Here is a 20,081-nt window from a genome sequence, read left to right as displayed (position 1 = left end):
AAGCCGAAGCCTCCGCTCGCCGCTGGCGTCCGAATTGCGATGTTCTCGGGCGGTTACTCCGCCCCTGCGTCCGACTCTCCGGTCGTCTGGTCATCGATCGCGAGTCCCTCGAGCGAGCGGATCGTCGCGGCCAGTTCGTCGATCGGGTCGTCGCCGCGCCCGACGACGGGCCCACCCACCGCGGAGGGCTCTCGGTCGCCGACGAGGATCGTCGGCAGCGGCGACTCGGCGAACCCCTCCACGAGCACGAGGTCGTAGCCGCGGCGCGCGAGTCGCTCGAGGGTGCTCGCGAGCGCGCGAATCTCGGGGTCGTCGGACTCGAGGAGGGGGTCGGCCGCGGACGCGGGTGGATTTCGCTTGCCGCGCGTCGTGATGTCGAAGGTGAGGGTCGGCGTGATGCCGACGACGGTCTCGGCACCGGCGGTCCGGTGGCGGTGGGTGTCGGTCCCCGGCGTGTCGATCTCGATGTCGTGGTGGATCGACTTGACCGTCGCGACGCGACTGTCCGCGGCGAGGCGGCTGACGAGGGCCTCGATGAGCGTCGTCTTCCCGGCGTCGCTCGGGCCGGCCAGACAGACGACCCGCAGCCTCGAGTCCTGAGACATGTGTTTCGCTCATCGTCACAGCGACAAGATCCGTTCGAACGATCGCCGGTGGGCCGGAGGGCGGTCCCGCGAGACGGGCGCCGACCGACATCCGACGCTATCGTTCGACGACCATCACCCACTCGTCGGGTGCCCGCCGACGAACCGCGTACTCCTCGAACGCGTCGCCGGGCGGTCCCTCGAGCCCGACGGCCGTCACGAGTTCGCCCGCGAGCGGCGACGGGTCGTGGTCGTTGAGCAGGTAGAACGCCTCGCCGGGCTCGGTCGCGCGGAACTCCTCGATCGCCTGCTCGTGGCGGATCGACTTCGGGAGCCCGCGCAGGTCGAGCGCGTGGTCGGGCACCGAGAGGTCGCCGACGTCGTCCAGTCGCTCGAGCACGGCGTCGGCCAGCGCCGCGGTCTCGGCCGGCACGTCCGCGCCGAAGTCCCGAACCCGCTCGTCGAAGGGGAGTTCGCACAGCACCGGCTGGTCGAGTTCGGCCTCGATGTCGGTCTCCGGGAAGAGATCGTGTTCGCGACCGCACTCGCAGGTAAAGCCGCGCATGTTGACGACCGTCCCCAGCAGCGGGACGCCGTTTTCCTCGAACAGCGTGGCGCTCCGGGCAGTGTCGCCGACGCTCGTCGGGTGTGGCGTACTGACCAGTACCGCGCCGTCGATCGGGAGCGACTGCAGCGCCGTCAGGACGATGTCGCCGGTCCCCGGCGGCAGGTCGATGACGAGCGCGTCGAGATCGCCCCACGCGGTGTCCTCGAAGAGTTCGCTGACGGCCTCGTGGGCCATCGCGCCGCGCCACGCCAGCGGCTCGTCGTTCGCGATGAGCCCGACGCTCATCGCCGTGAGATTCCCGTCGTCGATCGGTTCGGCGTTCCCCTCCGCGTCGGCCGAGACCGGCCCCTCGAGGTCCAGCAGGTCCGGCACGTTCGGCCCGTAGAGGTCGGCGTCGAAGAGGCCGACATCGCGGTCGGGGTCGGCCGCCAGCGCTCGAGCGAGTTGCGTCGAGACCGTCGTCTTGCCGACGCCGCCCTTGGCGCTGGCGACCGCGATTACGGTGTCGACGCCCGCCGCGCCGTCGATGTCCTCGGCCGCGGCGTCCGCGGGCGTCTCGCCCTCGACGGTCGCGCGCTCGACGCCGGGAGTGGCGAGGGCGTTTCGCCGGAGCGCCTCGGTGATGTCTTCCGCGGTCGGCTCGTCGAAGCCGGTGAGATCGGCGGCGATTCTGATGGTCCGATCGTCGACCGACACGTCCGTCACCAGTCCGGACTCGAGGACGCTCCCGCCGAGATCCGGGTCCTCGACGGACCGCAGGCCGGCGCGAACGCGGTCTTCGAGGTCGTCGGTCGGTACCTCCTCGGGGACGATATCGTGTTTTGCCATGTTACCAAGCCTCGAATTCCTCGGCGTCCTCGTCGGGTTCCCGCTCGGTCATCAACGTCCCGCCGTAGGGGCGGAAGTCGAGATCGTACGTGTTCGCGACGGTGTCGAGCGCGTCCTCGCGTTCGGCGATCGACGCGGTATCGAACTCGAAGTCCTCGACGGCCGCGACCAGTTCGTCGTCGCCGACCCGCCCCTCGGCGTAGCCCGCGGCGATACCGTCCCGGAGGACGTCCGCGTTCCGGCGCAGCCGCGTCGCCTCCTCGAACCGCTCGCGCAGGTCGTCGTCGAGCCCGCCCCGATCGAGGGGGATCCCCTCGAGCAGGTCGGTCGCCCGCTCGTCGTACCGGTCGGCCATCGTCAGCAGTTCGACGACCTGTTGCCGCGCGGAGAGCGACCGCCACGCGTCGCGGGCCTCGTCGGCGACGACGGCCTCGACGGCCTCCGTCCACTCGGTCGAGCGCTCGACGTCCTCGAACGCCTGCGCGACGAACGCGCCGACGTGGTCGTCCGGGATCGTGACGCCGAGGGACTCCTCTATGCCCGACCCCGTCCCCGCGGCGCTGCTCTCGGTCGTACAGCCCTCGTCCGAGCCGTCGTGCTCGCGGTCGTGGGCCGCGTTCGATTCGCCGGTCGCCGGCGGGTCGTCCGCCGGCTGCGATTCGTCCGTGGGTGTGCTGTCGAGTTCGTAGGTCATCGTCGATCACGCTGTCCCTGCGTCAGTCCGTCGATCGAGTTCGCGGGGCCGCGCCCCGGACCGGGACCCTGGCGTTCGCGCTCCCGCCGCGAGCCCGGACCGCCGCCGGGCGCGGCCTCGTCGTCCAGTTCGATGTCGAGTTGGTCGGGATCGACGCCGCGGGCCGTCGCGAGCGCCCGCTTCGCCGACCGTCGCACGTCGTCGCTGCGGTCGTTCAGTCCGTGTCGCTCGAGGACCGCCTCGGCGCGCTCGGTGCCGAGTTCGCCCAGGCTGGTCGCGGCCTTCGCCCGGACGAACGCCTCCGGGTCGCGGGCCAGCACCGCCGCGAGGATGCGGACGCTCTCGCCCACGTCGTCGGCGTACTCCCGCAGGTAGTCGGCCGCGTACTCCCGAACGCCGGAGTGGGGATCGTTCTTGATCCGGTCGATCAGCAAGTCTTGAGAGGCCGCGCCCGTCTTCGACAGGGCGATGACGGCGTTGCGCCGCACCCAGCCGCTGTCGTCCTCGAGTGCCGCCCGGAGCGGGGTCTCGTTCCCGGGCGCGGCTCGAGACTGCGCGACGACGGCCTCGGCGCGGACCCACTCGCGGTCGTCGGCGAGTGCCGATCGGATCGCCTCGCTGGCCGCGTCTCTCGCAGCCGATTCGGCCGCGCTGCTCGCGGCGAGGCCGAGCGCCTCGACGGCGAACTGCCGCACGTCTTCGGAGCCGTCGTCGGCCGCCAGTCCGGCGAGTTGTTCGATCGTCGGCGGTGCCAGCCCGCCCTCGTCGGCCAGATCGATCAGTCCGAGCGCGGCGCGCCGGCGGTCGCGCTCCCGGTCGGCCTCGAGTCGGCTCCGGAGCGTTGCTTCGTCGTCGTCGGGCGCCCGGCCGCGGGCGCTTCGGTTCGCGTATTCGGTCATGGTTTCGCCCTCCAGTAGCTGACCAGCCACGCGGCGACCGTCGCGAGGACGATCGCTGCGGGCCAGTTGGTCGCGGCCCCGGCCAGCCAACTCGCCGATGCCATCGCGCTGGCCACGATGCCGTCGTTGCGCTCCGCGTCGGCGCTGTCGTCGTCCGAGTCCGCCGCGCTGAGCGTTCCGTCGTCGGTGTCCAGGGTGAGGAACTGGTACGACAGCGACTTCTCGCCGTTCGCCTCGCCAGCGCTGCCGTTCCAGACGGCGTAGGTGAGATACATCTGCTCGCCCTCCTCGAAGGAGGCGTCGTGCTCGCCGCTGGCCTCGTGTTCGCGCTGGAACGCGACCGCCCAGCCGTCCTCGGTCCGCTCGCCGTTTGCCGCCACCGGCTGGGTCTCCGCGTTGGTCAGCGAGCCGTAACCGGTGGCGTAGTAGTTCTGCCCGTAGCGGTTGAACGACGACTGCGAGAGCGGGTTCCCCGCGGCCTCGCCCGGCTTCGTCTCGTTGTCCGGGTGCGGGTACGAGTACATGTCACCGCCCGGATCGGCGTCGGAGTGTTGCCAGCTCGAGCGCCAGTACCAGATGTTGACCGGCTCGCCGGCCGCGCCCATGGCGACCGGCGGCTCGCTGCCGCTGCGGAGCATGATCGCCGCGGCGTCGCTGTAGGCGTCGGGCTCGTTGATCTCCGTGTCCGCGGTCGGATCCTCCCACTCCATGCGGAAGGCGACGTGCGTGTCGTTGGTCACCGCTTGGACGGTCACGTTGTCGACGCTCCCGCCGCCGTGGGGTCGTGCCATCTGCTGTTTGTCCAGGGACACCGTTTTCGTCGATGCGTCGTCCCACGCGGCGGCGTCCGGCTCCGCGGGCACCGTGTTGACCGAGGTGAACGGCAGCGGACCGCCCGTGAAGATCGCCACCACCGCGATTTGGGCGATCAGCACCAGACACAACACGATCACGGCCAGTTTCGTCGCGTAGCGCGCGGCGCTGCGGTCGATCGAAACCGAGCCGATCTCGAGGGATCGCGAACTCACGGGGTCTCACCCTCGTTCGCCGCCTCCGCCGACACCGTCGGCTCCGGATGCTGGCCGTTGTCGTAGGTGACCAGTTCCTCGAGGAGATCCGCCGCGGCCGCGTACGCGTCTTCCTCGGTCGCCCGCCGCAGGTCGTGGGCCAGCGCCGGCACGAACTCGACCAGATGGTCGGCGAGCACCGTCGCCTCGGCCCGCCCGACGCGCTCGGCGGCCGCGGTCTCGCCCGACTCGATTGCGACCGCCCGCTGGCCAGCGAGTACTTGCGCGAGTTCGAGTTCGGCGGCGACGTGGTCCTGACGCTCGGCGAAGTCATCGCTCGGCTCGAGGCCGAACTCCTCCATGAGCCCCACGACGGTCGCAATCCGGCGCTGCTCGCTGCTGATCTCGTCGCGGGTCGTGTAATGGGCCTCGTAGGGGATCACGGCGTAGGTCCCGTCGTCGCTGGGGAGCCCGAACAGCTGGTTGTAGGCCACTTGCAGGTCCTCGACCGGGGTTTCCTCGAGGGCCTCGAGCAGCGCGGTTGCCTCCGCGGAGACGGTGAGCTGCTCGGCGGCGCGTTCGATGCCCTCGCGGGCCTCGGGGTCGAGCAGTTCGCGAACGGTGCCCTCGTCGGGGTAGGTAAGCGCCGCGGCGGCGGCACAGTACAGCGTGGCCCGCGCGGCGTGGTAGTCGGAATCGGCTGTGTGAGTGGTCGGTGTCATCGGTCTGTTAGGGCTGATTGGTCCACATCTCGCCCTCGCGGACCTCCATCTCTTCCTCGAAGGGCATGTCGACGACCTTGTTCCCCTTGCGGTCCCACCCCTTCACGCGGTGTTCTTTGACGGTGTAGGTCTCGATGAGGCGGGTGGTCGCGCCGAACAACTGGAGGATACCGAGGACGTGGTGACTCGGATTTCGGACGCGGTCCTGGACGATCTTGATCGATTCCTCGAAGGTGCTGCCGGGCCAGTCGTTGCGCTTCTCGTCGGTGTTCGGCGTGAACATCTGCGTGAGGAACTCCGGCGGCACGTGGTACGGCGGCATGTAGAACACCTGCGGCCGGGTCCCGAACTGCGGGTACAGCGGCAGCGCTATCTTCTCGTCGCTCTTCGCGAGGTAGTTGACCGGACTCCGGCCGGCCGCCGCGTCGGTGTTCCCGTTGGGGTGGCCGGCGTCGGGCCCGCGGTTGATGTTACCGTGCAGGCGCGTCTTCCCGATACACGAGGAGACACACCGCGGGACGTTCCCCTCCTCGATGCGCGGGAAGCAGCCGACCGGCTTCTCCGAGACGCCCGTCTCGGGGTTGTACATCGGCTTGTGGTACGGACAGGACTTCACGCACTTGCGGTACCCCCGACACCGCTCCTGATCGAGCAGGACGATGCCGTCCTCCTCGCGCTTGTAGATCGCCTTCCGCGGACACGCCGCCAGACACGCGGGGTTCTTGCAGTGGTTACAGAGCCGCGGCAGGTAGAACTGCCACATGTCGTGGTACTCGTCTTCCTCGAGGTCGCTCTCGACGACGTCGCCGGTGGGGTACTCGCCGTGGACCTGGTCGTCGCCCAGCGCGGGGTACTCCCACTCCTCTTTCTGGGCGACGTAGCCCTTGGCGGCCTCGCCCTCTTCGGCGGCCTCGAAGATCGTCTCGTCCTTGCCGAGGTCGTCGAGCAGCCGCATGTCCCAGCCCATCGGGTAGCCGCCGTAGGGCTCGGTCTCGACGTTCATCCACCACATGTACTCCTCGCCCTCTCCGCTCGTCCACGTGGACTTGCAGGCGAAGGAACAGGTGTTGCAGTTGATACACCGGTTGATGTTGATGATCATCCCCCAGTGCCAGTCGCGTTCCTCCTCGCGGTGTTCGTACGGGTAGCTGTGCTCGCGCCCGAGTTGTGGATTGTAGGTTTCCGGCATCAGCTGTCACCTCCCTGCAACGAACCGCCGATATAGTCCTGCACCAACTCGTCTTTCCGTGCGTCGCCCGGCCACCAGTCCGCCTCCTCGTACTTCTCGACTTCCACGAGGTCGTCCCGGTTCGTGCCGGTCGGTGCCCAGACGGTCTCCTCGTAGCCGTGCTCGAGTTCGGCCCCCTTCCACGCGATGTCGTCCTCGACGTGCTCGGAGATGTTCGGATCGCCGAAGACGGCCTTGTGGACGAGGTCGTCGGTCTCCTGGGCCGGATCGAGCCAGATGTTCGTCGTGACGTTGTACCCCTTGACGCCGTCTCCTTGCTCCTCGTCGTCCGGGAACTGCTGGGGCCACCAGCCGTGCCAGAGGGTCAGTTGGCCCATGTCGCCGGCCGAGCGCGGCCGCTGGCGCTCGCTGACCATCACACGGACGACGAGGTCCCCGCGCTTGCCGCTGATGCGGACGTAATCGCCGTTCTCGACGTCGATGTTCGCGGCGTCTTCGGGGTGCATCTCGACGAAGGCTTCGCCCAACGGCGGGGTTTCCTCCGTCTCGCCCTCCCCTTGCGGGAACGAGAAGTCGTCGACCAGCCGCTCGGTCCCCTCTGGGTCGGCGTTGGTCGAGCCGAAGTCACGCGCCGACCAGATCAGGTTCCAGTCGGTCATCCCCCACGAGGAGTGGGTCCGGTACTTCGGGTGGGGCGTGTTGTAGTAGAACTGGTACTCCTCGTCGTGGTATAGCGGGTTCTCCTCGTCTTTCGCGTCCTCCCACTTCTGGTTCACCCCGTAGGGCGTCCCCTCGGGGCTCTCGATGTGGTCCAGATCCGCTCTGCCGAGCTCGAGGAAGCGGTCTTCCTCCTTGTGGAACTCCATGCGGCCGGTCTTGGTGTAGAACGGCCGGTCCTCGTTGATCTGGGAGTAGAAGGGGATCCGCGGATAGGTCTTCAGCTGGAGTCGCTCGGGGCCGTCCTCGATGTCCTCGACGTCGATGTCGCGGGTCGTCATCCCCGCGTCCAGCGTCTGCTGGATGTAGTCTCGGACGTCCTCGTCGTCGTCGAGGAACTTGTCGAAGTACGCCCGGTAGGAGTCGACGTTGCGCTCTTCGGGCGGGATCTTCTCGTCTAACTTCTCGGCGACGAGCGCGACGGCCTCACCGTCCTGTTTCGTGTCGTACAGCGAGTCCATGACCCCGTGGTCCATGTGGATGAACGGGTTCTCCGGCCCGACCGTGATGTCGGGGTAGTCACACTCGAGCCAGGAGGGGACCGGGAGCACGATGTCCGCGTGGCGCGCGGAGTAGGTCATGTGCATGTCCGAGACGATCGAGAGCTCGTTGCTCGTATCCGGATGTTTGACGAAGTTCTCGATGACGTGCTCCTGATGTTTGGTCTGGTTCAGGAGGTTGCAGTTCATCGTCCACAGGACCGTCGGCTTCGACATCGTGTACGACTCGGCGTTGGTCGGCATCACCGGCTCCTCGGCGTCGCCCTGCGGAACCAGATCGAGTTCGCGGTCGAAGTCCCCGCGGATCTCGTGGGCGTCGAGTTGCTCGCCGCCGAAGAAGGCGAACGCGTAGCCGGGATACATCCCGTGGGCCGAGTTCCCGTCGGGGTTGACGTAGGACGGGTAGCCGTCCAGCAACTCGATCTTGTACTGGCCGGAGTAGTTGTAGTAGCCGGCCCCCCGCTCGCCGATGTTGCCGAGCATCGACTGGACGAAGAAGATCGTCCGCTGAAGCGAGTCGTTCGAGTGGAACCAGTGGTTGATCCCCTCGCCGGTGAACCACTGGCCCTTGTCGGCGTCGGCGAACTCCCGGGCGGTCGTCCGGAGCGCGTCGGCCGGGATCGTCGTGATCTCCTCGACCGTCTCCGGATCGTAGTTCGCCATGATGTTCGCCTTCTGCCGGGTGAAGTCGGTGTGGACGCCGACCGACTTGCCGTCGGTCAACTCGAGGTCGGTATCGACCTCGAGCTGGGGCGTAACGGGCGTCTCGTCGCCGACCTCCTCGCGGGTGACGGGGACGGGGTCGCCGTTCTCGTCGAGGGCGACGAAGTCGCCCCAGTCGTTTTCCTCGTGGCGCTGCTCGCTGTCCTCGGCGGGCGGTTCGTGGTCCGCGAACACCTCGTGTGCGCGGAGATACTTCCCGGTATCCTGCCGGATCAGGAGCGGCAGCGTCGTGAACTTCCGCATGAAGTCGGCGTCGTACAGTTCCTCGTCGATGATGACGTGGGCGACGCCCAGCGCGAACGCGGGGTCGCTGCCCGGCCGAACGGGGAGCCAGCGGTCGCACTTCTGGACCGTCGGCGAGTAGTCCGGGTAGACGCCGACCATCTTCCCGCCGCGCTCGCGGGTCTCCTGGAGGAAGTGGTTGTCCGCGAGCTTGTTGTGAATCAGGTTCTTCCCCTGAATGATGGTGTAGTCGGCGGCCCGCCACGCCGACGCGTCGGCGTCGCTGGTCTGGTAGCCCGTCGTGATGACGTGGCCCGGCGGCAGGTCGGCGTACCAGTCGTATTCGGTCCACTCGCAGCCGCCGAAGATCGAGGCCAGCCGTCGCCCGGCACCGTGGCGCGTGATCAGCCCGTCCGACTTGATCGCGTTGAAGATGTGGAACCGCTTCTCGTCCTCGAGACTCGCCATCTTCTCAGCGATCAGGTCGATGGCCTCGTCCCACGAGACGCGCTCGAACTCGTCCTCGCCGCGGCCCTCGGGGTTGGGGTCGTCGGGACTCCATCCCTTGCGGACCATCGGGTACTTGATCCGACTCGGCTCGAACGTGCGGCGGTGGAGCGTCAGCCCCTTCATGCAGCCCCGCGGGTTCCAGTGGCGGCTGACGCCCGCCTCCTCGTACCCGCCGGGACTTCCCGGACCGGGGCTGCCCTCCTCCTCGTGGTAGATCTGTTCGGCCCTGATCGGCACCCCGTTTTTCATGTAGAAGTTCAGCGCACACGACTGCGTACAGTTGGGGTGACAGACCGTCCAGTCGACCCTGTCGTACGAGTAGATGTCGTGGTAGACCTGCTCCCAGTCCCGGTTGGGATAGGACTTGAGCGGGTTGTCGACCTGCGTGATCGTGTCGACCGATTGCGTCGCTCCCCACGCGGAGCCGAGCAGGGCACCGACCGACCCCGTCCCGGCCGCCGCCAGGAAATCGCGTCGCGAGAGACTCATCACCGACCACCTCGTGTGGCGGAGCGTTTCGGTAGCATACACGACGACGTTTTCACTCTATTCTTTAACCGAACCCGCACGTTCCCACGCGTTGGGGACGCTACCGCCGAAATCCGCCGAATTGGGGGTCTTTAAATCCAGGGAGGTATCTCTGGATCAGAAGGGTGGTGACGATCCCGGTGAACCGACAGCCGCCGAAAACAGTCGTCTCAGAACAGTTCGACGCGAATCCCGTCGGCAGCGAGGTCGTCGGCGAACGCCTCGGCGTCGGTCTCGATCGGGTCGAACGTGTCGTAGTGTTCGGGCAAGACGAGGTCGGGATCGACGCTGCGCGCGAAGGCCGCGGCCTCGCGGCGGTCCATCGTGAAGTGGCCGCCGATCGGCGGGACGAAGACGTCGGCGCTGATCGACTCGTGATGTGGGAGGAAGTCCGTATCCGACGGGAAGAAGACGGTCGTCCCCTCGAGCGCGAGCAGGAGGCCGGTCACCTCGCCCTCGGCGTGGAACGGCTCTCCGTCCTCGTCGAGGTGGTCCCCCTCGGGATCGTTGTAGGCCGGCACCGTCCGCACGTCGATCCCCGCGACGGTCGTCTCGCCCTCGAGGGGCAGGTCGATGACCTCGAACGAGAGATCGCTGGTGTCGACCCCCTCGTAGGCCGCGACGGTGGCGTCGGCCGCCGCGACGGCCTCGAGCGCGTCCGGATCGTAGTGATCCATATCGTCGTGGGTGACGAACACCACGTCGCCGTCGCCCGGTTCGTCCGCGAGCACCTCGCCCCACGGATCGACGTAGACGACGAGTCCGTCGTCGGTCTCGAGGCGCACGCTCGCGTGGCCGAGTCGCTCGAACGTCAGGGTCTCGTAGTCGACGCTGTCGACGGGCATGATCGCTCGAGCGTACGGGCCGAGTCGGCTTATAGGCCGGCCGTTTGCCGCGCCGAGAGCGGTGATCGTCGCTCGCGCCTAGCTGACAATTATCGGAAAGTTCCCTCCAGACGAAACCGTTCTAGCGACGACTTCAGCCGGGTTCCGACGAATTTCACGACAGTTCAGATACCGGTGCAATCTCGAACGGAATTACGCCGAGCATACGAAAGGTCGTCCGCTGCCCACGCTCGGATGTGACTTCGAACGAGTCGCTCAATCGGCGGTATCGGCGGCGATCGTACCTCAAAGGCTGTCTCATCGGACTCGGGACGGCGGTCTCGGCCGGTGGCGTAGTATCGGCGACCGACAGCGAGAACGACCGCGAAGACGAGTACGAGACCGTCGTCGACGTCGTCGAGGCGGGTGCGGACGACGGCGGCAGCGAGTCCGTCACGCCCGTGTTGCGCGAGCACGTCGGCGACGATACGCTACTCGAGTTCCCCGAGGGGCGGTACTACATGGACGAACAGCTCCGGCTGACCGACTTCGAGAACGTCGGGTTCGTCGGCGAGGACGCGACGCTGGTGCCGGCGACCTACCGCGAGTTCGACGGGCCGCAGTATCGCCTGTTCCGAATGGGGACCAGCGACGCTCCCGGGCGGGACCTCCGCTTCGAGGGATTCCGCGTCGATCAGACGGCGTCGGAGACGGGTATCCGCGTCCTCAGCGCACAGGTCGAAGACGGCCTCGTCGTGGCGAACGTCTTCGTCGACGGCGTCCACGACAGCGGCACGTGGGGGCCGGGCCTGTTCAACGTCACCGACCCCGACGGGAGCGGTCGCGTCGAACGCTTCTGTGCGTCGGACGGCGGCCGCCACGTCGACGAGACGCCGAACGCGGGGACCATGTGGCGCGGGCCGACCGGCATCAGCGTCGACCACCACCACCGCGGAACGCTCGTCTTCGACGGCTGCGTGCTCGGCGGCTTCCCGGACAACGGACTGTACGTCTCGAGCGAGACCGGGCGGGTCGGCGTCGACGGCGGCCGGTTCCGAAACAGTGGCACCGCCTCGATTCGACTCAGCGGAACGGCGGGCGAGATCAGGGACGCGACGATCACCGTCGACGAGAACCCACACGACTCGAGGGGCCAGCACGCGATTCGACTCGATCGCGGGGGACGGTTCGAACTCGAGGGCGTGACCGTCGACGCGCCGCGACCGAACGGCGACGCGATCAGAGTCATGAACGACGTCGAGCGCGCGTCGATTGCGGACTCACGGATCGCCGTCGGCGACCGGCCGAACAGCGGGATTCGGATCGATCCCGGAGTGGGGTCGGCGACAATCGAAGACGTCGACATCGAGATCGACGGGAGCGGGAACGCGGTCCGGATCCTCGGCACGGACGCCACGGGGGTCGACCTCGAGGATGTCCGGATCACCGGCGACGCGGCCGGAACGACGCTTCGACACGCGATCTTCTGCGAGCGATCAGAGTGTCGGTTCGTCGGCCTGTCCGTCGACCAGCGGGGACCCGACAAGCGCCGCGGGCTCGAGATCCGAGGTGACGACGCCACCGTCGCGGACTCCGAGTTCGAGACGACGCACACGCCGATCGTTGTCAACGGCGCGGACGGCGTCGCGATCGAGGACACCCGCGCCGCCTCCGCGGGTGACGGCTACTCGCTGCGCATCATCGACGACTCCGGCTCCGTCTCTCTCGCGGCCAACGAGTTCCCCGACGGCGTTCGGGACGATCGGTAGCGCGCCGGTCGCGTCGCTCGTCGCGGGCCGTTTCTCGTCGGTTCGGGTCGAGCGCGAGTCGACCGTGTAATGGCGCGGTCAGTCGCGCTCGAGCGCGTCGGCGAGATCCCCGGCTACGTCCGCGATCGCCTCGCGGGCGCGATCGACGTCGCGGAGCGTCATGAAGCCGTGAATCATGTCCTCGTAGTTCTCGTAGCGCGTCGGGACGCCGTCGCGGACGAGCTGTTCGGCGTAGGCCTTGCCGCCGTCGCGGAGCGGATCGAACCCGGCGGTGACGACCGTCGCCGGAGCGACCCCGGAGACGTCACCGGCGTTCGTCGGATCGGCGTAGGGGTTGCGCTCGTGGATCTCGCTCTCGTAGTAGCACTCCCGGAACCACTCCATATCGTCCTCTCCGAGGACGATGCCGGCGTGCTCCCGGACCGAGGGCTGGTCCGCGTCGATGCCGACGCTCGGATAGCAAAGCGCCTGATACTCGATCTCGGGGCCGTCGCGCTCGGCGGCCATGAGCGCGGCGACGGCCGCGAGCGCCCCGCCGGCGGAATCGCCCGCGACTGCGACCTGCCCGTCCCCGGCGACCGCCTCGGGGTGTGCGGCAACCCGCTCGACGGCGGCGTAGGCGTCCTCGACCGCCGCGGGGAAGGGGTGCTCGGGGGCGAGTCGGTAGTCGACGGAGAGAACGGCACAGCCGCTCTCTCGAGTGAGGTGCCGGCAGAGCCAGTCGTGCGTCTCGATGCTCCCCAGCACGTACCCGCCCCCGTGGAAGAAGACGACCGTGGGGAACGGCCCGCTCGCGTCGGGCAGATAGAGACGAGCGTCGAGATCGCCCGCGGGACCGGGGATCGTTCGATCGATGGTCCGCCCGACGGCCGGCCCGTTTCGGTTCCGAAGCCGCATCAGCGGTCCGCTGAGGAGCCGGAGGAGTTTCAGTCCGTAGCGGCTGTGTGGCATCGGGATCCGCTGCTGGCGCTCGAGTGCCGCTTTCGCCTGCGGATCGATCCTGTCTGCGTTCATGTCAAGACGGTTTGACGAACCGGACAAAGCATTTCCGGTCCAGTAGTTTCTCCCCGCAGATATAGCGACGATCCATCGCTATCGATGAGGGGTGGAATCGCTGTTCCGTACGTTGAAGACACAGTACGAACTGGACGAGTTCGATACGAGCAAGACGTATCTCGTTGGATGCTGTTGTATGCGGCGTTGCTGTCACTGCTGGTAAGTCGTGATTTGCTCGATCCGGTCACCGAACAGGTAGACGATGAAATGGTCTTTCCGCCAGAATGCGGGGGTGACTTCCGTTCTCACGTTAGGGCGTTGAACGGCGGTAATTCAGCCATCCGAGTATCATCTACTTCGATCTCGATGCCTTTTTAGCTATTTACCAGCCGGGAAAGTCGTTGGGGTAGGAGAACACTTCCTCCGCGTCCCGAAGTGTATTATATCCATCGATCGGAGAGATACTTGCATGCCTGGACAACTTCTCGATGGAAAGGTTGCAGTAATAACAGGTGCCGCAAGCGGGAACGGTCGTGCGATTGCGGAGGCTTATGCCGAAGAAGGGGCAGATATCGTAGTCGCGGACATTCAAGAGAGCCCACGAGAAGGTGGAGAACCAACCCACCAACTCGTTGCAGACGAGTATGGTGTTGATGCGAAGTTCGTGGACTGCGACGTTACGGACACCGATAGCCTCGTTGAGGCAGTAGACGCGGCAGATGAGTTCGGTGGGATTGATATCATGATGAACAATGCCGGGATCTTCCGTCAGAAGGATTTCGTGGAGGTGACAGAAGACGAGTACGACCAGATGATGGACATCAACGTCAAAGGAGTGTTCTTCGGAGCGCAAGCCGCAGCAAAGAAAATGCTCGAGCAAGGTGACGGGGGCACCATCATCAACATGTCTAGCGTCGCCGGCATCATCGGTCAGGCGACGTTCTCGGTCTATCACACCACGAAGGGGGCGATACGCCTGCTCACGTACTCGCTTGCAGACGAACTCGGGCCGGAGGGGATTCGAGTGAACGCAATTCACCCGGGCGTTATTGAGACTGAGATGACCAAAGACGATGTCCCGATCGCAACGCAGGAAAGCGCGGAGAACACACCGATGGAACGGCTCGGTCAGCCCGAGGACGTCGCGGGTGCAGCGCTCTATCTTGCCTCAGACGACCTCGCTGGCTATGTGAACGGCGAGTCGCTCGTCGTTGACGGTGGCCAATCGAACACCTAACATATCACTCCGACGCCGAGACGTTCCTTTTCACTTCGTTTCGCGGGCTGCGACTCGTCTACTTCAAATCGCTTCGGATCCGTTACTGACGGCTCACGAATTTGTTCGCAGCAGAGTAGCGGGCCGGGCGCGATTTGAACACGCGACCGTCTGATTAAGAGTCAGACGCTCTGCCGGACTGAGCTACCGGCCCTGTACCTCCGACTTTCCCTCGGTCGTTCAAATACGTTTCCCTTGGCGGGCACCGTGGCAGTGGTCCACGGGGGGCGTCACCGCCCTCGAGTCGTCCGGTTCGGAGTTTCACGACGTAGGACGCTTCGGGACCGTTAAGTGCGACCGGTCCGACCACTCGGGCATATGAGCACGGGGGTTACGATTTCGTCGATTTCTGACTACGCTATCTTGGGCTGTGGGAGCGTGGGGTACGCGGTCGCGGAGGAACTCGTCGAACAGGGCAAGGACGTGTCCATCATCGATCGAGACGAGAGCCGCGTCGAATCCCTCCGGGATCAGGACCTCGACGCCCAGACGGCCGACATTCGCGAGTCCGAGATCGCCGAGTTAGTGGCCGACCGCGACGTCGTCCTCATCCTCGCCTCGGACGTCGAATCGAACAAGCGCGCCGTCGAGCATATCCGCAACAACGGCGACACGCAGTTCATCGTCGCCCGTGCGAGCGATCCCGTCTCCGGCGACGAACTCTCCGAACTCGGGGCCGACATCGTCATCAACCCGTCCTCGGTCATCGCCGAATCGGCGCTCCGAGCCCTCGAGTCGGGCGAACTCGAGTACAACGCGGGCAAACTCGCCGAGTTAGTCGAGGAGACCTCGACCCGGCTGGCGATCATCACGCAGGACAGTCCGGACCCGGACTCGATCGCCAGCGCGGCGGCCTTACAGGCGATCGCCGACCATCTCGGTATCGAATCCGACATCATCTACCTCGGCGATGTCGGTCATCAGGAGAACCGCGCGTTCGTCAACCTGCTCGGGATCGACCTCGTCCAGTGGGACGAGATCGAGGACCGCTCGATCTACGACACCGTCGCCTTGGTCGATCACGCCACCTCGAGCGAGATGGAGCTCCCGGTCGACATCGTCATCGATCACAACGAGACGGAGTCGGAGTTCGAACCCGAGTTCGTCGACATCCGGCCGAACATGTCCTCGACGTCGACGATCATGACGAAGTACATTCAGGAGTTCGACATGAACGTCTCCGAGGAGGTCGCGACGGCCTTACTCTACGGTATCCGCGCGGAGACGCTGGATTTCAAACGCGACACCACCCCCGCCGATCTCACTGCGGCCGCCTATCTCTACCCCTTCGCGAACCACGACACCTTAGAGCAGGTGGAGTCGCCGTCGATGTCCCCCGAGACGCTGGACGTGCTCGCGGAGGCGATCACGAACCGCGACGTACAGGGCAGCCACCTCGTCTCGAACGCCGGTTTCGTCCGCGACCGCGAGGCGCTGACCCAGGCCGCCAGCCACCTCCTGAACCTCGAGGGAGTCACGACCACCGCGGTCTTCGGCATCGCAGACGAGACGATCTTCCTCGCGGGTCGCTCGAAGGACATCCGCATCAACATCGGCAAGGTCCTCGCCGACGCCTACGGCGAGATCGGCGAGACGGCCGGCCACTCCACGCAGGCCAGCGCGGAGATCCCGCTGGGCATCTTCACCGGGATCGAAATCTCGGAGGACACGCGGGACACCCTGCTCGACCTGACCGAAGAAGCGGTCAAGCGGACCCTGTTCGACGCGATGGGGGTCGAAGGGGGCAGCAGCAGCGAAGGCTCGAACGGAAGCTGAGAACCGAACGAAAACGCGAGTCGATATCGGATTCAGGCCAGCAGTTCGTCTTCTTCCTCGTCGGGGTCGCGAACGCGCTCGACTACGTCGTTGATCAGGATCACGTCCCCGACGGCACGGACCCAGCGGTAGGGAACGATGATACCCTGTCCGCTCCGGGCTTCGTCGGCGAACAGTTCGCTGTTCAGGTTCGCGAGCGCCAGTCCGGTGACGGCTTCGCCGTCGACGTTCAGCCGGAGATCCTCCACTTCGCCGACGAAGACGCCGTTGTTCGAGTAGACCTCGCGGCCGACGAGAGACGTGATTTCTTGGGGAATGTCGTCCATGTCTGGGCTCATGCGTGGCGGACTCTTAACTTTTGGTCAGACGCGACAGTCACCGGACCGAACGTGCGGCGGCGACGAGGAAAGAGGCGGGACCCAAGCCCATGCGAGAAATCGACCGTCTCGAGGCCCAGTCCCTACCCCAGAATCGAATCGACGGCCGCGTGATCCGAGAGCAGCCGTTCCATCCGGTCGACGGTCTCGGCGTCTCGCGTCCGGCCGCTGCGAACGACGTCCTCGGCGCGCTCGACCGTCGTGAGGGTGTCCGTCTGGACCGAGAGGATCGGGACGCCCTTCTCGCTGGCCTGTCCCACGATCGCGCCCGACGGCCGGTGGCCGCCGGTGAGGATGAGACAGCGGACGCCGGGGGCCTCGAGCGCGGCGGTGTGGATCTCGGCCCGGTCGCCGCCGGTGATGACGGCGGCGTCTTTCGTCCGGCGGAAGTGACGCAGGGCGCTGTCGGGCCCCATCGCGCCGACGGTAAAGCGCTCGACGTAGGCGTCTCGGCCCTCCTCGACGAGCACCGACGCGCCGAGTTCGTCCGCGAGTTCGGCGACCGTCACGCCCGATAGCTCTCGCTCGCTCGGGAGCACGCCGTGGACCGGGATACCTCGCCCCTCGAGGAACGGAACGACGTCGGTCTCGAGTTGGTCGTAGGCCGCGTCGGGCACGTCGTTGAAGACGACGCCGGCGAGCCGGTCGCCGAAGTCCGCCGCGGCGGCGAGTACGTCGTCGACGTCCGCGGGGATTTCGTAGGGCGCGACCAGCAGGACGCGAGCGTCGAGTAGGTCGGCGATGTCGGCGTCGGTGAGGTCGACGATCCCGCCGACGTCGTACCGGCCGCCGCCCTCGACGAACAGCCGGTCGCGGTCGCCCGCGAGCGTGTCGAACGCCTCCGCGACGCGCTCGCGGAGTTCGTCGGGGTCCTCGCGGCCGCGGATCGCCTGCTCGACGAACGTCGGCGAGTAGACGACGGGCTCTAAGTCGTGCATCTCTGCCTCGAGATCCAGCAGGTCGCGGGCGAGCAGCGGGTCCTCGTCCAAGGTCTTCCCGACGTTGCTCTGCAGGCGGGTCCCCTTCGGTTTCATGTAGCCGACGCGCTCGCCCTCGGCGGCCGCGAGGCGGGCGAGCGCGAGCGTGATTGCCGTCTTGCCGGTGCTCTCCTCGAGCGAACTGACGAGCAGGGTGTCGGTGTCGCCGGTGGCGGTCGCGCCTGCGCCGGGTTCGCTGTCGGTGGTGTCGGTGCTGGTCTCGCTGTCGGTGGCCCCGGAGTCGGGGTCTCGGTCGGTGTCGGTCATGGTTCCTCCGTGTCGAGTTCGTCCGCGTCGACGGTGAGTCGCAGGTCGATCGCCTGTACGCCATCGGGGCCCGCCACGAGCGGGTTGATATCGAGTTCGAGGATCGACGGGAAGTCGGTCACCAGTTGGGAGAGCCGCTGGACCGTCTCGACGACGCCCTCGATGTCCGCGGGTTCGCGGCCGCGGGCACCGCGCAACAGCGGCGCGGCCGTGATCTCGTCGACCATCTCGCGGGCCTCGCCCTCGTCGATCGGCGCGACCCGAACCGACGTGTCCTCGAGGATCTCGACGAAGATGCCGCCGAGCCCGAACAACAGGAGCGGGCCGAACTGCGGGTCGCGGTTCATCCCGACGATGGTCTCGGTCGAGGACTCGAGGTCGAGCATTTCCTGGATCTGAACGCCGGTGATCGTCGCGTCGGGCTGGTAGTTGCGCGCTCGAGCGACGACGTCCTCGTAGGCGTCGTACACGTCCTCGTCCGCCACGCCGACTTTGACGCCGCCGATGTCCGACTTGTGGGAAATATCTGGGCTGACGATCTTCATGACGACGTCGCCCGCGATCGACTCGGCGACCTCGCGGGCGCGGTCGGGATCGTCGACGATCTCGCCCTCCGGCGTCGGAATCCCGTAGGCCTCGAGCAGGTCCATCGACTCGACGCCGAGGCGGTTGTCCGTCCGGCGCTCGGTCCGCGCCAAGATCTCGCGTGCCCGCTCGCGGTCGACGTCGAACGTCTCGGGGCGCTCGACCGTCCGATCCCGGATGTCTCGGTAGCGAGCGAGCGCGTCGAGTCCCGACACCGCCCGCGAGGGGTCGAAGTAGTTCGGAACCCCCGACTCGCGCAGCGTCCCCTCGGCGTTGCGGGCCCGCTCGCCGCCCATCAGGCAGGTGACGACGGGCGTGTCGTGGGCCTCGAGTTTCTCGATGACCGTCTCGGCGAGGTCGTCGTAGGACAACACCGCGGTCGGCGCGGCGACGACGACCGCGCTGCCGACGTTCGGGTCTGCGAGCGCGATTTCGAGGGCTTCACCGAAGCGCTCCACGTCGGCGTCGCCGATCGCGTCGATCGGGTTGTAGACGTTGGCCTCGTCGGGCATCGCCTCGCCGAGCCGGTCGATCGTCTCGTCGGTGAAGTCGGCCATCTCGAGGGTCGAATCGCCGACGGCGTCGGTGGTGAGCACGCCGGGCCCGCCCGCGTTGGTGACGACGGCGACGCCGTCGGATTCGGGCTCGGGCAGCCCCGAGAGCGCCCGCGCGTAGTCGAACAGTTCCTGCACCGAGCGGGCCCGGAGGACTCCGGCCTGCTCGAGGCCCGCTTCGTAGGCGCGCTCGCTGCCGGCGATCGCGCCGGTGTGGGAAGAGGCCGCCTGCGCGCCGGCGTCGGTGCGGCCGGACTTGACGAGCACGATCGGGGTGTCGTCGGTCACCTCGCGGGCGGCGTCGATGAACCCCCGTCCGTCGTCGACGTCCTCCAAGTAGCCGATGATGACGTCGGTCTCGGGGTCGTCGCCCCACTCGCGGACGAAGTCCGTCTCGTCGAGGACCGTCTTGTTCCCCAGCGAGACCACGTCCCGAAAGCCGATCCCCTGCTCGTTGGCCCAGTCGAGCACGGCGGTGATGAACGCCCCCGACTGACTCATGAAGGAGATCGAGCCCTCGAGGGCGTCTTCGGGGCCGAACGTGGCGTTCATGCCCGTGGCCGTGGCCATGATCCCCAAACTGTTAGGACCGACGACGTTGAGGTCGTGCTCGGCGGCGATTTCGCGAAGTTGTCGCTCGCGCTGTGCTCCCTCGCCGCCGGTTTCGGCGAACCCGGCCGTGATGACGACGACGTTTTCGGTACCGGCCTCGGCGAGGTTGCGCATCGATTCGATCACGATATCTGGCGGGACGACGACCACCGCCAGATCGATCGGCGGCGCGCTCGTCGCGTCCTCGTAACACTCGAGCCCGAGGACCGCCTCGCGCGAGGGGTTGATCGGCACGACCTCGCCGGCGAACCCGTCGCGCAGGTTCTCGAGGATCGCGCGGCCGACCGCGCCCTCGCGGTCGGTCGCGCCGACCACGGCGACGGTCTCGGGATCGAAGAGTGCGGATAACCGTCCCATCGCTCGAGCGTTGGCCGAGT

16 protein-coding genes, 1 tRNA gene and 1 pseudogene are annotated in these 20,081 nt (G+C 67.0%); 4 read left to right on the top strand and 14 right to left on the bottom strand.

Annotated features, from left to right (window positions below; all coding sequences use genetic code 11):
• Nucleotides 1-53 precede the first annotated feature (53 nt).
• The 9 genes from mobB to ACT4ML_RS17930 all read right to left on the bottom strand — a co-directional run bounded on the left by mobB (nt 54) and on the right by ACT4ML_RS17930 (nt 10,536).
• Nucleotides 54-605 (bottom strand): molybdopterin-guanine dinucleotide biosynthesis protein B, encoded by a 552-nt coding sequence (mobB, locus tag ACT4ML_RS17970; RefSeq protein ID WP_444722095.1) that lies wholly within the window; start codon nt 603-605, stop codon nt 54-56.
• Between the two features lie 97 nt (nt 606-702).
• Nucleotides 703-1,980, bottom strand: a complete 1,278-nt coding sequence (locus ACT4ML_RS17965; protein ID WP_444722094.1) for a P-loop NTPase — start codon at nt 1,978-1,980, stop codon at nt 703-705.
• 1 nt (nt 1,981) lies between these two features.
• The gene (locus tag ACT4ML_RS17960; RefSeq protein ID WP_444722093.1) at nt 1,982-2,674 is read right to left on the bottom strand and encodes a hypothetical protein; all 693 of its coding nucleotides are present in this window, start codon (nt 2,672-2,674) and stop codon (nt 1,982-1,984) included.
• Nucleotides 2,671-3,573: a HEAT repeat domain-containing protein gene (locus ACT4ML_RS17955; RefSeq protein ID WP_444722092.1), complete on the bottom strand. Its 903-nt coding sequence runs from the start codon at nt 3,571-3,573 to the stop codon at nt 2,671-2,673. The genes ACT4ML_RS17960 and ACT4ML_RS17955 overlap by 4 nt, the downstream gene beginning before the upstream one ends.
• A complete protein-coding gene (locus ACT4ML_RS17950) occupies nt 3,570-4,601 on the bottom strand; it encodes an ethylbenzene dehydrogenase-related protein (RefSeq protein ID WP_444722091.1) in 1,032 nt (343 codons plus the stop codon). Before ACT4ML_RS17950 ends, ACT4ML_RS17955 begins: the two co-directional genes overlap by 4 nt.
• The gene (locus ACT4ML_RS17945; protein ID WP_444722090.1) at nt 4,598-5,302 is read right to left on the bottom strand and encodes a TorD/DmsD family molecular chaperone; all 705 of its coding nucleotides are present in this window, start codon (nt 5,300-5,302) and stop codon (nt 4,598-4,600) included. The genes ACT4ML_RS17950 and ACT4ML_RS17945 overlap by 4 nt, the downstream gene beginning before the upstream one ends.
• Nucleotides 5,303-5,309: 7 nt before the next feature.
• Nucleotides 5,310-6,491, bottom strand: a complete 1,182-nt coding sequence (locus tag ACT4ML_RS17940; RefSeq protein WP_006429982.1) for a 4Fe-4S dicluster domain-containing protein — start codon at nt 6,489-6,491, stop codon at nt 5,310-5,312.
• On the bottom strand, nt 6,491-9,652 hold the full coding sequence (locus ACT4ML_RS17935; RefSeq protein ID WP_444722089.1) for a molybdopterin-containing oxidoreductase family protein: 3,162 nt from the start codon (nt 9,650-9,652) through the stop codon (nt 6,491-6,493). Before ACT4ML_RS17935 ends, ACT4ML_RS17940 begins: the two co-directional genes overlap by 1 nt.
• A gap of 209 nt (nt 9,653-9,861) precedes the next feature.
• Nucleotides 9,862-10,536, bottom strand: a complete 675-nt coding sequence (locus tag ACT4ML_RS17930; RefSeq protein ID WP_444722088.1) for an MBL fold metallo-hydrolase — start codon at nt 10,534-10,536, stop codon at nt 9,862-9,864.
• Nucleotides 10,537-10,772: 236 nt separating this feature from the next.
• Between ACT4ML_RS17930 and ACT4ML_RS17925 the strand changes: the two genes are divergently transcribed.
• Nucleotides 10,773-12,284, top strand: a complete 1,512-nt coding sequence (locus ACT4ML_RS17925; protein ID WP_444722087.1) for a hypothetical protein — start codon at nt 10,773-10,775, stop codon at nt 12,282-12,284.
• A 78-nt stretch (nt 12,285-12,362) separates the two neighbouring features.
• Here ACT4ML_RS17925 and ACT4ML_RS17920 read toward each other — a convergent pair whose 3' ends face one another.
• Entirely contained in the window at nt 12,363-13,298 is a 936-nt protein-coding gene (locus ACT4ML_RS17920) for an alpha/beta hydrolase (protein ID WP_444722086.1), read from the bottom strand.
• A gap of 46 nt (nt 13,299-13,344) precedes the next feature.
• Between ACT4ML_RS17920 and ACT4ML_RS17915 the strand changes: the two are divergent.
• Nucleotides 13,345-13,601 (top strand): annotated as a pseudogene (locus ACT4ML_RS17915) (IS4 family transposase); the annotation flags it as partial.
• Nucleotides 13,602-13,749: 148 nt separating this feature from the next.
• Nucleotides 13,750-14,517: an SDR family oxidoreductase gene (locus ACT4ML_RS17910; protein ID WP_444722085.1), complete on the top strand. Its 768-nt coding sequence runs from the start codon at nt 13,750-13,752 to the stop codon at nt 14,515-14,517.
• 119 nt (nt 14,518-14,636) lie between these two features.
• Here the strand turns inward: ACT4ML_RS17910 and ACT4ML_RS17905 are convergent.
• Nucleotides 14,637-14,710: transfer RNA gene (locus ACT4ML_RS17905), tRNA-Lys, on the bottom strand.
• Nucleotides 14,711-14,874: 164 nt separating this feature from the next.
• Between ACT4ML_RS17905 and ACT4ML_RS17900 the strand changes: the two genes are divergently transcribed.
• Nucleotides 14,875-16,332 (top strand): DHH family phosphoesterase, encoded by a 1,458-nt coding sequence (locus tag ACT4ML_RS17900; protein WP_444722084.1) that lies wholly within the window; start codon nt 14,875-14,877, stop codon nt 16,330-16,332.
• Nucleotides 16,333-16,364: 32 nt separating this feature from the next.
• On the opposite strand, the gene ACT4ML_RS17895 is transcribed toward ACT4ML_RS17900, so the two are convergent.
• From ACT4ML_RS17895 to ACT4ML_RS17885, 3 genes are all read right to left on the bottom strand, one after another.
• The gene (locus tag ACT4ML_RS17895) at nt 16,365-16,658 is read right to left on the bottom strand and encodes a PRC-barrel domain-containing protein (RefSeq protein WP_138245363.1); all 294 of its coding nucleotides are present in this window, start codon (nt 16,656-16,658) and stop codon (nt 16,365-16,367) included.
• Nucleotides 16,659-16,792: 134 nt separating this feature from the next.
• On the bottom strand, nt 16,793-17,953 hold the full coding sequence (locus ACT4ML_RS17890) for a phosphotransacetylase family protein (RefSeq protein ID WP_444722083.1): 1,161 nt from the start codon (nt 17,951-17,953) through the stop codon (nt 16,793-16,795).
• Entirely contained in the window at nt 17,950-20,061 is a 2,112-nt protein-coding gene (locus tag ACT4ML_RS17885) for an acetate--CoA ligase family protein (protein WP_444722082.1), read from the bottom strand. Before ACT4ML_RS17885 ends, ACT4ML_RS17890 begins: the two co-directional genes overlap by 4 nt.
• Nucleotides 20,062-20,081: the final 20 nt, after the last annotated feature.

It is taken from the genome of Natrinema sp. LN54, from assembly GCF_052439245.1.
Classification (GTDB): domain Archaea; phylum Halobacteriota; class Halobacteria; order Halobacteriales; family Natrialbaceae; genus Natrinema; species Natrinema versiforme_A.
Note: the sequence above shows the minus strand (reverse complement) of the source record. Positions and strands in the feature narration are given on the sequence as shown.